Annotated in this window: 12 protein-coding genes; 3 read left to right on the top strand and 9 right to left on the bottom strand. The window is 65.2% G+C overall.

From position 1 onward, the window contains the following. Positions 1-64 precede the first annotated feature (64 nt). From BMZ43_RS16335 to BMZ43_RS16300, 8 genes are all read right to left on the bottom strand, one after another. A complete protein-coding gene (locus BMZ43_RS16335) occupies positions 65-1,987 on the bottom strand; it encodes a PrkA family serine protein kinase (protein ID WP_064306876.1) in 1,923 nt (640 codons plus the stop codon). Positions 1,988-2,352: 365 nt separating this feature from the next. Continuing rightward, positions 2,353-2,682 carry a thiosulfate sulfurtransferase GlpE gene (gene glpE, locus BMZ43_RS16330; protein ID WP_017640351.1) on the bottom strand — a complete coding sequence of 110 codons (330 nt, stop codon included), beginning with the start codon at positions 2,680-2,682 and terminating at the stop codon, positions 2,353-2,355. Then, entirely contained in the window at positions 2,679-3,500 is an 822-nt protein-coding gene (locus BMZ43_RS16325) for a symmetrical bis(5'-nucleosyl)-tetraphosphatase (RefSeq protein WP_017640352.1), read from the bottom strand. The genes glpE and BMZ43_RS16325 overlap by 4 nt, the downstream gene beginning before the upstream one ends. A gap of 8 nt (positions 3,501-3,508) precedes the next feature. Continuing rightward, positions 3,509-3,895, bottom strand: a complete 387-nt coding sequence (gene apaG / locus BMZ43_RS16320) for a Co2+/Mg2+ efflux protein ApaG (RefSeq protein ID WP_093254953.1) — start codon at positions 3,893-3,895, stop codon at positions 3,509-3,511. Positions 3,896-3,929: 34 nt separating this feature from the next. Further along, a complete protein-coding gene (rsmA, locus tag BMZ43_RS16315; RefSeq protein ID WP_017640354.1) occupies positions 3,930-4,721 on the bottom strand; it encodes a 16S rRNA (adenine(1518)-N(6)/adenine(1519)-N(6))-dimethyltransferase RsmA in 792 nt (263 codons plus the stop codon). Positions 4,722-5,013: 292 nt separating this feature from the next. After that, complete coding sequence (pdxA, locus tag BMZ43_RS16310; protein ID WP_093254950.1) at positions 5,014-6,009, bottom strand: 4-hydroxythreonine-4-phosphate dehydrogenase PdxA; 996 nt, start codon at positions 6,007-6,009, stop codon at positions 5,014-5,016. Between the two features lie 50 nt (positions 6,010-6,059). Then, complete coding sequence (locus BMZ43_RS16305; protein WP_093254947.1) at positions 6,060-7,355, bottom strand: peptidylprolyl isomerase; 1,296 nt, start codon at positions 7,353-7,355, stop codon at positions 6,060-6,062. After that, positions 7,336-10,140 carry an LPS-assembly protein LptD gene (locus BMZ43_RS16300; RefSeq protein WP_093254944.1) on the bottom strand — a complete coding sequence of 935 codons (2,805 nt, stop codon included), beginning with the start codon at positions 10,138-10,140 and terminating at the stop codon, positions 7,336-7,338. Before BMZ43_RS16300 ends, BMZ43_RS16305 begins: the two co-directional genes overlap by 20 nt. 119 nt (positions 10,141-10,259) lie before the next feature. Between BMZ43_RS16300 and BMZ43_RS16295 the strand changes: the two genes are divergently transcribed. Genes BMZ43_RS16295 through BMZ43_RS16285 form a run of 3 tightly spaced genes read left to right on the top strand, consistent with a single transcriptional unit; the run spans position 10,260 to position 12,705 of the window. Then, positions 10,260-11,282, top strand: coding sequence for an aminoglycoside phosphotransferase family protein (locus BMZ43_RS16295; protein WP_093254941.1), 1,023 nt, complete (start codon positions 10,260-10,262; stop codon positions 11,280-11,282). Next, complete coding sequence (gene murU / locus BMZ43_RS16290) at positions 11,279-11,944, top strand: N-acetylmuramate alpha-1-phosphate uridylyltransferase MurU (RefSeq protein WP_093254938.1); 666 nt, start codon at positions 11,279-11,281, stop codon at positions 11,942-11,944. The genes BMZ43_RS16295 and murU overlap by 4 nt, the downstream gene beginning before the upstream one ends. Further along, positions 11,941-12,705, top strand: coding sequence for a DnaJ domain-containing protein (locus tag BMZ43_RS16285; protein ID WP_017640360.1), 765 nt, complete (start codon positions 11,941-11,943; stop codon positions 12,703-12,705). Before murU ends, BMZ43_RS16285 begins: the two co-directional genes overlap by 4 nt. On the opposite strand, the gene BMZ43_RS16280 is transcribed toward BMZ43_RS16285, so the two are convergent. Next, positions 12,680-13,690, bottom strand: a complete 1,011-nt coding sequence (locus BMZ43_RS16280) for a DUF3530 family protein (protein ID WP_093254935.1) — start codon at positions 13,688-13,690, stop codon at positions 12,680-12,682. The two genes, BMZ43_RS16285 and BMZ43_RS16280, sit on opposite strands and share 26 nt — an antisense overlap. Positions 13,691-13,716: the final 26 nt, after the last annotated feature.

The following is a 13,716-nucleotide window of genomic DNA, read 5'->3' as shown; positions in this document are numbered from 1 at the left end:
GGCTATTGCAGGACGCCACGACGACGCGGCAGGCGCGTCGTCGCGGGTTCAGCCTCAGGCTGCCTTACTGCGACTTGCGTACCCGTGAATACCACTCGGATAGCAGCCGCACCTGCTTCTCGGTGTACCCGCGCTCCACCATGCGGGTCACGAAATCACTGTGCTTCTGCTGATCTTCCTTGCTGGCCTTGGCATTGAAGCTGATGACCGGCAGGAGCTCCTCGGTGTTGGAGAACATCTTCTTCTCGATCACCGCGCGCAGCTTCTCGTAGGACAGCCAGCTCGGATTCTTGCCGTTATTGTTGGCACGGGCGCGCAACACGAAGTTGACGATCTCGTTGCGGAAATCCTTCGGATTGCTGATGCCGGCCGGCTTCTCGATCTTCTCCAGTTCCTCGTTGAGAGAGGCGCGATTGAGGATCTCGCCGGTTTCCGGATCGCGGTATTCCTGATCCTGGATCCAGAAGTCGGCGTAGAGCACATAGCGGTCGAAGATGTTCTGGCCGTATTCGCTGTAGGACTCGAGGTAGGCGGTCTGGATCTCCTTGCCGATGAACTCCACATAGCGTGGCGCCAGGTATTCCTTGATGAATCTCATGTAGCGCTCGCGGGTCTCGGCCGGGAACTGCTCGGCTTCGATCTGCTGCTCCAGCACATAGAGCAGGTGCACCGGGTTGGCCGCGATCTCGTTGGCGTCGAAGTTGAACACCCGCGAGAGGATCTTGAAGGCGAAGCGAGTGGACAGGCCGTTCATGCCCTCGTCGACGCCAGCGCTGTCGCGGTACTCCTGGATCGACTTGGCCTTGGGATCGGTGTCTTTGAGGTTTTCGCCGTCGTAGACGCGCATCTTCGAGTAGATGTTGGAGTTTTCCGGTTCCTTGAGGCGCGAGAGCACCGAGAACTGGGCCAGCATCTTCAGGGTGTCCGGCGCGCAATGGGCGTTGGCCAGGGAGCTGTTGACCAAGAGCTTGTCGTAGATGTGGATCTCGTCGGAGACACGCAGGCAGTAGGGCACCTTGACGATGTAGATCCGGTCGATGAAGGCCTCGTTGTTCTTGTTGTTGCGGAAGGTGTGCCACTCGGATTCGTTGGAGTGGGCCAGGATGATGCCGCTGTAGGGCAGGGCGCCGAGGCCTTCGGTGCTGTTGTAGTTGCCTTCCTGGGTCGCGGTCAGCAAGGGGTGCAGGACCTTGATCGGGGCCTTGAACATCTCCACGAATTCCATCAGGCCCTGGTTGGCGCGGCACAGGGCACCGGAATAGCTGTAGGCGTCCGCATCGTTCTGCGGGTACTCCTCCAGCTTGCGGATGTCCACCTTGCCCACCAGGGCGGAGATGTCCTGATTGTTCTCGTCGCCCGGTTCGGTCTTGGCGATGGCGATCTGGTTGAGGATGGAGGGGTAGAGCTTGACCACCTTGAACTTGCTGATGTCGCCACCGAATTCCTGCAGGCGCTTGGCCGCCCAGGGCGACATGATGCTGCGCAGGTAATGGCGAGGGATGCCGTAGTCCTCTTCGAGAATCTGACCATCTTCGTCGGGATTGAACAGCCCCAGCGGCGATTCGAACACCGGCGAGCCCTTGATGGCGTAGAAAGGGACCTTCTCGATCAGGTGCTTGAGTTTCTCCGCGAGGGAGGATTTGCCGCCACCTACCGGGCCGAGCAGATAGAGGATCTGCTTCTTCTCTTCCAGGCCCTGCGCCGCATGGCGGAAGTAGGACACGATCTGCTCGATGCAGTCTTCCATGCCGTGGAAGTCGGCAAAGGCCGGATAGCGGCGGATGACCTTGTTGGAAAAGATGCGGGACAGGCGTGAGTCGCTGGTGGTGTCCACCAGTTCGGGTTCGCCGATGGCCATGAGCATGCGCTCGGCGGCACTGGCAAAGGCGGTACGATCCTTCTTGCAGATCTCAAGGTATTCCTGAAGGGAATACTCTTCCTGGCGAGTCGCTTCAAAACGCCCCTGGAAGTGACTGAAAATGCTCATGACGTCTCCTCGCTGGATACCCTGGACCAGCTTGGAATCGATGCCTGGAGCCTTGCCTTGCTGCCGATGGGGAGCGGTCATGCCGGGCGACGAAAGATAACGTCTCTAATACCTTCGCGGTCGTCTTGCCTAATCGATCCTTACACGCTTGCAGAGAAGGGTTGGGTTTCGAGAGACGCACGAAGGAGACCGATGGAAACGGTCCCCCTGGAATTCCCCCGAATCTCCAGTGGTTACACCGATGGTCCAAAGCCGGTTATCGAGCCCGCCGTTTCCGGGGGGCCTGATTCCAGAATAGTCCTATCTGCGAGATGTGGAAGAGCCAATTCGGTTTATTCTTGTAACCACAGCGTCAAGCCGCTGTGTTAAACGCCCGCGCCGCTTTCGGTCTGCTCGGGATAGAGGGTGCGCCAGTTTTCGAAGCCGCCGTCGACGCTGTAGACCTGGCTGAAGCCCTGGCCGGCCAGGAAGGCCGCCGCGCTTTGGCTGGAATGGCCGTGGTAGCAGAACACCAACAGCGGCGCGTCGAGATCGGCGGCGGCGATGAAGTCATGGATGTTCTGGTTGTCGATCCGCTGGGCGCCGGCGACGTGTAGGGTGGCGTAGCTGTGCGGATCGCGGATGTCGACGATCCGGGCGCCCTCACTGCGCAGTTCCAGGGCCCGTTCGGGGGAGATACAGGTGAATTCGCTCATTTCTTCTCCTTGCAACTGCAGAGATGACGGCGGTTGCCGTCGACGTCGAGCAGGGTCATGTCGCCGCCCCAAACGCAGCCGCTGTCGAGGGCCTCGACATTGGGCGCTGCGCAGCGACCCTTGAGCGCGGCCCAGTGGCCGAACAGGATGCGCACGTCGCGGGTCAGCCGATGCTCGTGGCTGAACCAGGGGGCGAAGCCGGCCGGCGCACTGTCCAGGCCTTCCTTGCTCTTGAATTCCAGCCGACCTTCCGGACTGCAGAATCTCATGCGCGTCAGGTAGTTGGTGATCAGGCGCAGGCGCTCCTGGCCCTGGAGATCATCTTGCCAGAGCGCCGGCTCATTGCCATACATCTGCTCGAGAAAGGGCACATGGGCCTCATCATCGCGCAGCACGGCCTCCACTTCGCCGGCCAGGCTCTTGGCCTGGGTCAGCGTCCATTGCGGTGGCAGGCCGGCGTGGACCAGCACGCAGTTGCGTTCGGCATCGTGCTGGATCAGCGGCAGGTGGCGCAGCCAGCTCAGCAGTTCGTCGCGATCGGGAGCGGCGAGGATGTCGCTCAGGGTGTCCTGCTTTTTCAGCCTGGCGCCGCCAAGGGCCACCGCCAGCAGGTGCAGGTCGTGGTTGCCCAGGACGCTGACCACCGAATCGCGTATCGCGTACAGGTATCTCAGGGTTTCCAACGACTGAGGTCCGCGGTTGACCAGATCACCTACCAGCCAGAGGCGGTCCTGCGCGGGATCGAAGCGGACCTCGTCGAGGAGGCATTTGAGCGGGTCGAGGCAACCTTGCAGGTCACCAACGGCGTACAGCGTCATCGGCAGTCCTAGTGTAGCGAGCCCGGTACGGCCAGGCGGAAGGTGGGGATGGCGGCGTCGAAGAGGTGGCCATCGCTGGCGACCATCTGGTAGCTGCCCCTCATGCTGCCGACCTGGGTCGGCATCAGGGTGCCGCTGGAATAGCTGTGGGTCGCGCCCGGGGCGATCAGCGGCTGCTCGCCCACCACGCCCGGCCCACGCACTTCCTGCACCTCGCCATTGCCGTCGGTGATGATCCAGTGGCGGCTGAGCAGTTGCGCCGGCAGCTGGCCGTCATTGCGGATGCTCACATCGTAGGCGAAGGCGTAGCGCTCCTGGCTGGCGCTGGATTGTTCGGGCAGGTAGCGGGTGGTGACCTGCACGGTGATGAGGTAGCGCGGATCGGGCTCGGTCACGAAAGGATTCTCTGCGGATACGGGTGGAAAGGCTTCAGCTGGACGCCAACTGGTTGGCCAGGCGCACATAGGCGGCCAGGTCCAGCTGCTCCGGGCGCAGCCCGGGATCGACGTCGGCGGCTTCGATGGCGGCGCTGTCCAGGGTGCCCTTGAGGGTGTTCCTGAGGGTCTTGCGGCGCTGGCCGAAGGCCTCGCGGACGACGCGTTCGAGCAGGACCGGGTCACGGGCCACGTGGGGGCGCTCGGTATGAGGCACCAGGCGGACGATGGCCGAATCCACCTTGGGTGGCGGATTGAAGGCGCCCGGACCGACGTTGAACAGGTGCTCCACGCGGCAGTGATACTGCACCATGATCGACAGCCGGCCCCAGTCGCCATTGCCGGGCACCGCCGCCAGGCGTTCCACCACTTCCTTCTGCAGCATGAAGTGCATGTCGGCGATGATGTCGGCGAAACTGAGCAGGTGGAAGATCAGCGGCGTGGAGATGTTGTAGGGCAGGTTGCCCACCACCCGCAGTCGATCGCCCGCGGCGATGCTGGAGAGGTCGTATTTCATGGCGTCACCCTGGTGCAGGGTGAACAGCGGATTGAGGCCGAACTTGAGTCTGAGCAGGGGAATCAAGTCCTGGTCCAGCTCGATGACGTCGAGCCGGGCGCCGCTGCCGAGTAGACCTTCGGTAAGGGCGCCCTGGCCCGGGCCGATCTCCAGCAGTCGCTCGCCGGGTCGTCCGTGGATGGCGCGAAGGATGCGATGGATCACCCCGGCGTCGTGCAGGAAGTTCTGGCCGAACCTCTTGCGGGCGCGGTGTTGGTAGAGCTCGGTCATCAGGTGCTCCGGCGCAGGCAGCGGGCCTGCGATTTCAAGACGGCAAAGACCCACCAGTTTAGCAGACCCTTGACCGTCACCGGAGCGCTCAGAGGCTGTTCGTAACCTGCTACGCGTCGGCCAAACTGCGTTGAAAAGACCCTGGAAGGCCAGCCCCACCTAGGCGGCCCCGTCGGAAATGCTCATTTACCATTCGTAAACTCGCCCGCGAGCCCGATCCGCTTCCTCAGGGCTTTTTGCGGGGCCGCCCAGGCCTTGTATGTCTCTAGCTTGCGAGGTTATGAATAGCCTCTTAAGTCACCGAGCGGCGATGGGCCGCCATGCTGTAGGCGGTGTCGAGAGCCACCTTCAGACTGCCGGTGTCGATGTGACCGCTGCCGGCCAGGTCGAGGGCGGTGCCGTGGTCGACCGAGGTACGGATGATCGGCAGCCCCAAGGTCACGTTGACCGCGGCGCCGAAGCCCTTGTGCTTGAGCACCGGCAGGCCCTGGTCGTGGTACATGGCCAGGACCGCGTCGCAGTGCTGGAGGTGCTTAGGGGTGAAGAGGGTGTCGGCGGGCAGCGGCCCGACCAGGTCGAGGCCTTCGGCGCGCAGGCTGTCCAGCGCCGGCTCGATGATCTCGAGCTCTTCGCGGCCCAGATGACCGCCCTCGCCGGCATGGGGATTGAGGCCACAGACCAGGATCCGCGGCCGGGCGACGCCGAAATAGCGCTGCAGATCGCCATGCAGGATGCGGGTCACGTCCAGCAGCATCTGGCGATCGATGGCATCTGCCACCTCGCGCAGCGGCAGGTGGGTGGTGACCAGGGCCACCCTCAGGCCGGCGGTCGCCAGCAGCATCACCACCTGGGGGGTGTCGGTCAGCTCGGCGAGGAATTCGGTATGGCCGGAAAAGGCCACGCCGCCGTCATTGATCACGCCCTTGTGCACCGGCGCGGTGATCATCCCGGCGAAGATGCCGTCGAGACAGCCCTGGCCGGCGCGGGTCAGGGTCTCCAGGACGTAGGCGGCATTGGCGGTATCCAGCTGCCCGGTCACCACCGGCGCGCCCAGCGGAGTGTCCCAGACATAGAGGGCACCAGCCGGCGCCGGGCGGTCGGGCCAGGCCGTGGGGTCTACCGCGATGAGGTCGATGGCGAGCCCCAGTTCCACCGCGCGGGCGGCCAGCAGGTCGCGGCTGGCGATGGCGATCAGGGCGTGGGGCTGGGCGACGCGCGCCAGCAGCAGGCAGAGGTCGGGACCGATACCGGCGGGTTCACCGGGGGTCAGGGCGAAGCGCAGGGCCATGGCGGGCTCCGGAAACAAGAAGGCCGCAGGGGATGCCTGCGGCCTTGGGGTTACTGCTTGATCTCGACGTAGGCTTCGTCGCGGATCTGGCGCAACCAGGTCTGCAGCTCCTGGTCGTACTTGCGATTGCGCAGGAGATTCAAGGCCTGCTGCTCGCGCGCCTGCTGGGTGTTGTCGGTGGCCCGACGGCCCAAGACTTCCAGGATGTGCCAGCCGAACGGCGTGTGGAACGGCTGCGACAGCTGGTTGACCGGCGAGCTGTTCATCACTTCGCGGAATTCCGGCACCAGGGATTCCGGATTGATCCAGCCCAGGTCGCCGCCATTGAGCGCCGAGCCCGGATCTTCCGAGAAGCTCTTGGCCAGGGTGGCGAAGCTCTCGCCATTCTGGATGCGCTCGCGCAGGCGCGCGGCCAGCCGCTGGGTCTCGGCGTCGCTGCGTACGGCATTGGGCTTGAGCAGGATGTGCCGGACATGCACCTCGTCGACGATGCTGGCCTCGCCACCACGCTTCTCTTCCACCTTGAGGATCACGAAGCCGCCGGGCACGCGCACAGGCTGGGTGATGCCGCCGACGCCGACGCTGCCGATCAGGCGGTCGAAGGGCGGGGGCAGCTGGGCAGCCTTGCGCCAGCCGATCTCGCCACCGTCGAGGGCGTTGTCACCGGCCGAGCGGGCGATGGCCAGCTGGTTGAAGTCGGCGCCCTGACGCAACTGGTTGTAGGTGTCCTGGGCCTGGCGCGCGGCGGCGTCGAGACCGGCAGTGCCGGCGTTGTCGGCTGCCGGGATCAGAATATTGGCCAGCCGATACTCTTCGGACAGCTGCAGCTTGCCCAGATCCGAGGCGAGGAAGTTCTGCACCTCCTGCTGGGTGACCTGCACGCGCTGACCGACCTGACGCTGACGCACTCGGCTGATCATCATCTCGCGCCGGACCTGCTCGCGGGCGGCATCGTAGGAGAGACCGTCACGGGCCAGGGCCTGGCGGAATTCGGCCACGCTCAGGCCATTGCGCTGGGCGATGGTGGCGACGGCCTGGTTGAGTTCCTCGTCGGAGATCTTCACGCCCATGCGGCCGGCTAGCTGCATCTGGATGTCTTCCAGGATCAGCCGTTCGAGCACCTGCTGACGCAGCTCGCTTTCCGGCGGCGCCGCGGCGCCCCGGCGGGTGATGTTCTGCTTGACCTCGTTGAGGCGTTGATCGAGCTGGCTCTGCATGACCACGTCGTTGTCGACGATGGCCACGACCTTGTCCAGCGGAACCACGGCAGCCTGAGCCAGAGGGGAGAGAGCGAGCGCCGCGCCCAGGGCGAGCGGGCGCAGGGCGTTACATAGCTTGGTCTTCACGTTCACGATAGCCTTGAATGCCTCTGTCCAGGAAGCCTTCGGTCTTGCCGCCGAAGACGTTGCCGAGTCCCTTGAGCACGATCTGCAGGAAGATCCCGCGATCGGCTTCGGAGCTCTGGGCGGTGTAGAAGACGTCGTCTTCGCTCTTGAGCCAGTAGCGGCTGATCAGGCGCAGCTTCCAGCAGCAGTTGTCGTACTCGAAGCCACCGAAGGCCTCCAGGGTACGGCTCTTGTTGTAGTCGAACTGCCAGCGGGCGATGGCGGACCACTGAGGCACGATCGGCCAGATGAAGGAGATGTCGTGCTGGTCGACCTTGTAGTCGTCGCTGTTGTAGGTGAAGCGGCCGAAGTTCGGATCGAACACCCGGACGTTGTCACGATAGCGGTAGCCGACGTTGAGAATCTTGCCCGGCTCGGCTTCCGGCTGATAGTGGAACATGACGCTACCGGAATCGGTCTGGTGCAGGGTCGGATCCCAGTTGAATTCGCCGTTCACACGCCAGTCGCGGTTAAAGCGATACATGCCGGCCAGAGCATAGGGCGAGCGCGAGGTGGTGGCCTGGGGATTGTCGATGTTCTGCCCCAGGCTGCGGGCGTAGGCCAGGTCGTCCTTGGTCAGGCCGGGCAGCTGCACCTCGCGGTCGCGGAAGTAGAACAGCTGACCGAAGCTCACATTGGCGCGCTCGAAGCCATTGGGCTCGATGAAGCGACTGGTGGCACCCAGGGCCAGCTGGTTGGCATCGCCGATGCGGTCGCGACCGGTGAAGCGGTTGTCGCGCCACAGCGAGCTGTAGCTGAAGGTGTATTCGCCGGTATCGAACACCGGCAGATCGTCCTGGTCGCGATTGGGTACGTAGAGGTACTTGGCGCGGGGTTCGAAGGTCTGCTTGCCACCTTCGCCGAACAGATTCGAGGTGCGGTCGAAATAGAGGCCGCTGTCGAGGCTGAAGATCGGCACCGAGCGGGTCGGGCTGTCGTTGAAGCTGGTCACGCTGGAACCCGCCGAGGCGCGACGACTACCGCCGACCAGCGGCGAGTTCAGGTCGTTCTGGCCGGTGCTGTCCAGGTCCAGGTCGTAGCGGGTATAGGCATAGCGCAGTGACGGCGTCAGGAAGCCCCAGGACGCGGTCATCGGGCGGGCGATGCCCGGCTCGACGTGGTAGCGATTGCCTTCGGCGCGGGTCAGGCCGAAGAGGTTGACGTCGGGACGGTTGCGCACGTTGGTGCGATTGCCGTTGTCGTCCAGGTCGAAGTAGGTGTTGTCGTCGAAGCTGCGGGTGAAGCGCACCGCCTCGGTGTCGTAGGTGAAGTCCAGACCGCCCGGGTTGTAGGGCAGGGCACCGCTCAGGGTCAGCTGCGGCAGGCGGTTGTAGGGCGTCACGTCGGAGACGGTAGCCAGCTGGTAGGCCTGGGCGTTGAGGCCGGCGACGAAGGTGTCGCCACGGTAGGTCAGGCGACCCTGCTGGTTGACGTAGGTCGGCTTGTTGATGCCGAGGTCGGTGTCCAGGTCCTGGAAGTAATAGGGATCGCTGATGCGGGTGTAGTCCACCTCGGCCATCAGGCGCGAATCCAGGCCGCTGCGGTTCTTCCAGCCGTACAGCCAGCGGCTGTCGGTGGCTTCCGGTTCGCCTTCGTGCTCCGGATCGGTGTCCTTGAGGTAGGAGCCGTAGACCTCGCCTTCGCTGCTGCGGGTCAGGTAGCGGAAGTCGCCCTCGGTCTGCAGGCCGTGCTTGGCCATGTAGCGCGGATAGAGGGTGGCGTCGTAGTTGGGCGCCAAGTTGAAGTAGTAGGGCGTGGTGATCGCGAAGCCGGTGTCGCTGGAGGTGCTGATCGAAGGCGCCAGGAAACCGGACTGGCGACGGTCGTCGATCGGGAAGTAGATGAAGGGCGTATAGAGGACCGGAATGTCCTTGACCCGCAGCGTGGCGTTGGTCGCGTAACCCAGGCCGGTGGCTGGGTTCAGGGTGACGGTGTTGCCCTTGACCTGCCAGGCGTTGCTGCCCGGTTCGCAGGTGGTGTAGGTGCCATCCTTGAGGCGGATGATGGCGTCGTCGCCGCGTTTGGCATAGAGCGCGCTGCCGCGGGCACGGCTCTGGTGCATGACGAATTCGGCGTTGTCGACCTGGACCTGGCCGTTGTCCAGCTGCAGATCGGCCTTGTCACCGACCATCAACAGGCCGTTGTCGCGGAATTTGACGTTGCCCTTGAGTTCGCCGCGATTTTCCAGCTGGTGCAGGTTGGCTTCCTGGGATTCCACCTGCATGCCGCCCTGGCGCAGCACCACGTCACCGGCCAGGGTGGCGACCTGCTGCTCCTGCTCGTAGCGCGAGGCCTTGGCGGAAACGTAGGTCGGGGCCTTGGCGGTCGGGGTGTCGTCGTACATGCCCGGGCGCTGCGGCTCGACATAGGCGCCGCTGCAGTAGGGACCGGTCTCGGCCAACTGGGCCGGGGTCAGTTGCTCGCGCGGGACCCAGTCCAGGTGGCTGTAGTCGGCGCTGCGGGACTTTAGGGCACGACCCTTGCTCTCGGTGACCAGCACGGCGGCGTCGCCCTGGCGCGCGGCCGGCTCGGCGGCGATGCCCTGGGTTTCGCCCTTGCTGGGCCGGGGCGGGATGGCGGCGGCGGGTGCCTGGGTGTTGCACGACCAGCCACCGCCGGCTCCGGCGCTACAGCTGAACTGCTCGGCGGGGGCGGCGATAAGGGCGGTGACGGGCTGCATGGCGAGCAGGCTGCCGGTTACCAAGAGGGGAAATTTTCTGCGAAACGCGGGGGTTTTCACGGCCATCCTTAAAGTCGTCCTGCACGCCGGCCATTAAGGGGCCGCGGCCTCTCGATGGGCTCAAAAAGATAGCGGATAATAAAACATGACCTGCGCATCGGCTAGGGCCGAGGGATCCGCTGCAAATGACTGAAGATGTTCGCTTAAACCAGATAGAAGACTGGCTGACCACCGTTCTACCGGAAATTTTCTGGGAGCAGGCCTGGGGCGAGGTGCCCACGGGCAGCCTGACCGCGGCCAGCAGCGATGCCAGCTTTCGCCGTTATTTCCGCTGGGCGGGCGAGGGCCGCAGCCTGATCGTGATGGATGCGCCGCCGCCGCAGGAGGACTGCCGTCCGTTCGTCCAGGTGGCCGCATTGCTGGCGGCTGCCGGAGTCCATGTGCCGTGCATCCTGGCCCAGGATCTGGAGCGGGGATTCCTGCTGCTGAGCGACCTGGGCACCCTGACCTACCTGGAGGTGATCAATGCGGCCAATGCCGACGATTATTTCCAGGCGGCCATCGATGCCCTGCTGGCTTTCCAGGGCAAGCAGCCGACGAACGGCAGCCTACCGCTCTACGATGAGGCTCTGCTCGCCCGCGAACTGGGGCTGTTTCCGGAGTGGTATGTCGGGCGTGAACTGGACACGGCCTTCAGTGCCAGCCAGCTCGAACGCTGGCAGGCCGTCTGCCGGCTGCTGATCGACAGTGCCCTGGCGCAGCCCCAGGTGCTGGTCCACCGGGACTTCATGCCACGCAACCTGATGCTCAGCACGCCCAACCCTGGCGTGCTGGACTTCCAGGACGCGGTCATCGGGCCGGTCACCTATGACATCACCAGCCTGTTCAAGGATGCCTTCCTCAGCTGGCCGGAGCCGCTGGTACAGCGCTGGCTGCTGGGCTACTGGGAACAGGCGCGCGCCGCCGGCATACTGGTGCAGGCCGAGTTCGCCGACTTCCAGCGGGCCTCGGACCTGATGGGCGTGCAGCGTCATCTCAAGGTGCTGGGCATCTTCGCCCGCATCTGGCACCGCGATGGCAAGCCGCGCTACGTCGCCGATAGCCCGCGCTTTCTCGCCTACATCCGGACCGTGGTCGCACGGCGACCCGAGTTGGCGGACCTGGGCGCCTTGCTGGACGAGTTGCACGCCGAGCGAGCCCATCCATGAAGGCCATGATCCTGGCGGCGGGCAAGGGCGAACGGATGCGTCCGCTGACGCTGACGCGCCCCAAGCCGCTGATCGAAGTGAACGGTCGCCCGCTCATCGAGCACCATATCCAGGCGCTGGCCGCCGCCGGTATCACCGACTTGGTGATCAACCACGCCTGGCTGGGCGACCAGTTGGAAGCCGTCCTGGGCGACGGCAGTCGCTTGGGTGTCTCCATTCGCTTTTCCGCCGAAGGTGAGCCGCTGGAGACCGGGGGCGGTATCTTTCGGGCGCTGCCACTGCTGGGTAGTGAACCCTTCATGCTGATCAATGGCGACATCCGCACCGATGTCGATTTCGCGGCCCTGGCACTGCCCGCCGGCTGCCTGGCGCACCTGGTGCTGGTCGACAATCCCGCTCATCACCCGACCGGCGATTTTGGTCTGGTGGAGGGGCGGATCACCCTGGAGGCCTCGGAAAAGCTCACCTACAGCGGCATCGCCGTGCTGCACCCGCAGCTCTTCTCCGACTGCACGGCAGGAGCCTTCAAGCTGGTCGATGTGCTGCGACCGGCCATTGTCGCCGGGCAGGTCTCGGGCCAGCGGTTGGCGGGACGCTGGGTGGACGTAGGCACCCTGGAACGCTTGGCCGAGGCGGAGCAACTGTTCGGGATGGATTCTTGAAGCTCTGGTTCTGGCCGCTGACGCTGCTGGGTTTCCTGGCCGGTTGGGCGGTGGCCAGTATTCCCGGCGCCCTGCTGGTGGCGTTGCTCGCCCATGCCGGCGAGCGCCAGCTGGGGCTGACCTCCCTGGCGGGCTGGAAGGCACGCTGGCAGGGACGCCCTGGCCGCTTCGAGCACCAGGCGCAATTCCAGATGCTCGGTCGGCTGGCCAAGCGTGGTGGCCGGGTACTCACCGCCCATATCCGCCAGGCCGAAGGCGAGATCGAACGGCTGGGGCTGGGGGCGGACGACCGCAAGAAAGCCATCGCCGCCTTCGAGCAGGGCAAGGGTGGCACCCTGCCGTCAGCGGCAGACCTGCAACGACTCAGCGAGCGCAGTGAGCTGATTCTGCGCGCCTGCTGGCGCATGGTCTGGATCAGCGGCAGCGTACGCCCCGGTGATCGCGATGAAATCCTGGGCTGGGGGCAGGCAATGGGGCTGGCCGAAGCCCAGGTGCTGGCCCTGCAGCCGCCCGTACAGGCGGCGCCGCGGCAGCCCAGCAACGAAGAGAAATACCGCAAGGCCCTGCAATTGCTCGGCGTCACCGACGATGCCGACGCGGCCACGGTCAAGCAGGCCTATCGCCGATTGCTCTCGCGTCACCATCCCGACAAGAAGGCCGGTGCCGGAGCGGGCCAGTCGGCGGTCTATGCCGCTGCCCAGCGTACCGCCGAGTTGCACGCTGCCTACCAGGTGATCAAGAAGCGGCGGGGCTTTCGCTAGCGGCTGGCGGTAGTCGATCCAGCCAGGCGCGCAGGCGGCGGACGGTCTGTTCCTGCTCCGCGGCCCGGTCGCCCGGGATGACCGGCAATTCGATCTGCCGATAGCCCTTGTTAGCCTTTTGCGCTGCGCGCGTCTTGCGCCGCTGGGCGGCCGGTCCGGGTGCGTGCACCAAATCGGCGATCTGCAGGTCGGTCTTGCCCATAGTGGCGTCCAGCCGCGGCGGCAGCCCCTCGGGCTCGCGACCATCGATGAGCACCAGTTGCTTGATCTCGGCTGGCTCCTTTTCGGCGAGATAGCGCGCCGCCCAGTAGGCGCCGGTGCCGTGGCCGACCAGCACGATGGGATTGGCGCCCTGTTGCAGCGCCAGGTCGATGCCAGCGGCGATGCGCGCCAGCACCCGGGTGGCCTGGGCATTGGCCGCGGCTTCGGGATCGACCGGCGCGACCGCCGCCTGGGCTGGTTCGCCGCTGCCGGCTTCGGCCTGGGTCGGGGCGGCGGGCGCCGTGCCGCTGCCGCCGGTGACCGGCGGTGCCGCCTGCTCGCTGTTGGCCTGGGCATCGGTATCCGCCGGTGCGGTATCCCGCTCGATCGCCACCACGGGGTCATAGGGATCGGGCAGGCTGAGGCTTATGGTCTGCCAGCCGTAGGTGGGTAGTTCCTGGCGCACGGGGGCTATCACGTTGGGCCAGTCGGCCGATTCGCCGTCGCCCTGCACCAGCACCACCGTGCCGGCGGCCTTGGCGCGGGTAGCGGGCAACAGCAGGGCGAGAAAGGACTCGTCGCCGGCCTGCAGGGTCTTCTGCTGCTCGGCGGGCAGCTGCCGCATGAGCGCCTGCTGCTGCTCCTGGCTGCGCGTCAGCGCTGGCGCCGGGGCTGTAGGAGCCGCAGGCGGTTCCGGCGCCGGGCTGGGAGCCTCTTCGGCAAGCACCGGGGCGGCAAGGCCGAGCAGGAGGAGGCAAAGCGGCAGCAGGGCAGGTGACGACATCGACGGGAATCCTCAACAAGGGGATG

Origin of the sequence: Pseudomonas sp. Snoq117.2 (assembly GCF_900110545.1) — a bacterium.
In the GTDB taxonomy this organism is placed as follows: Bacteria; Pseudomonadota; Gammaproteobacteria; order Pseudomonadales; family Pseudomonadaceae; genus Chryseomonas; species Chryseomonas benzopyrenica.
Note: the sequence above shows the minus strand (reverse complement) of the source record. Positions and strands in the feature narration are given on the sequence as shown.

Excerpts from the sequence above, each read along its gene's own strand:
- pdxA (WP_093254950.1), bottom strand. The coding sequence starts at position 6,009 with ATGGCCCTGCGCTTCGCCCTGACCCCCGGTGAACCCGCCGGTATCGGT.
- BMZ43_RS16280 (WP_093254935.1), bottom strand. The coding sequence starts at position 13,690 with ATGTCGTCACCTGCCCTGCTGCCGCTTTGCCTCCTCCTGCTCGGCCTT.
- rsmA (WP_017640354.1), bottom strand. The coding sequence starts at position 4,721 with ATGACCGAGCTCTACCAACACCGCGCCCGCAAGAGGTTCGGCCAGAAC.
- murU (WP_093254938.1), top strand. The coding sequence starts at position 11,279 with ATGAAGGCCATGATCCTGGCGGCGGGCAAGGGCGAACGGATGCGTCCG.
- glpE (WP_017640351.1), bottom strand. The coding sequence starts at position 2,682 with ATGAGCGAATTCACCTGTATCTCCCCCGAACGGGCCCTGGAACTGCGC.
- BMZ43_RS16325 (WP_017640352.1), bottom strand. The coding sequence starts at position 3,500 with ATGACGCTGTACGCCGTTGGTGACCTGCAAGGTTGCCTCGACCCGCTC.
- BMZ43_RS16335 (WP_064306876.1), bottom strand. The coding sequence starts at position 1,987 with ATGAGCATTTTCAGTCACTTCCAGGGGCGTTTTGAAGCGACTCGCCAG.
- BMZ43_RS16300 (WP_093254944.1), bottom strand. The coding sequence starts at position 10,140 with ATGGCCGTGAAAACCCCCGCGTTTCGCAGAAAATTTCCCCTCTTGGTA.
- BMZ43_RS16295 (WP_093254941.1), top strand. The coding sequence starts at position 10,260 with ATGACTGAAGATGTTCGCTTAAACCAGATAGAAGACTGGCTGACCACC.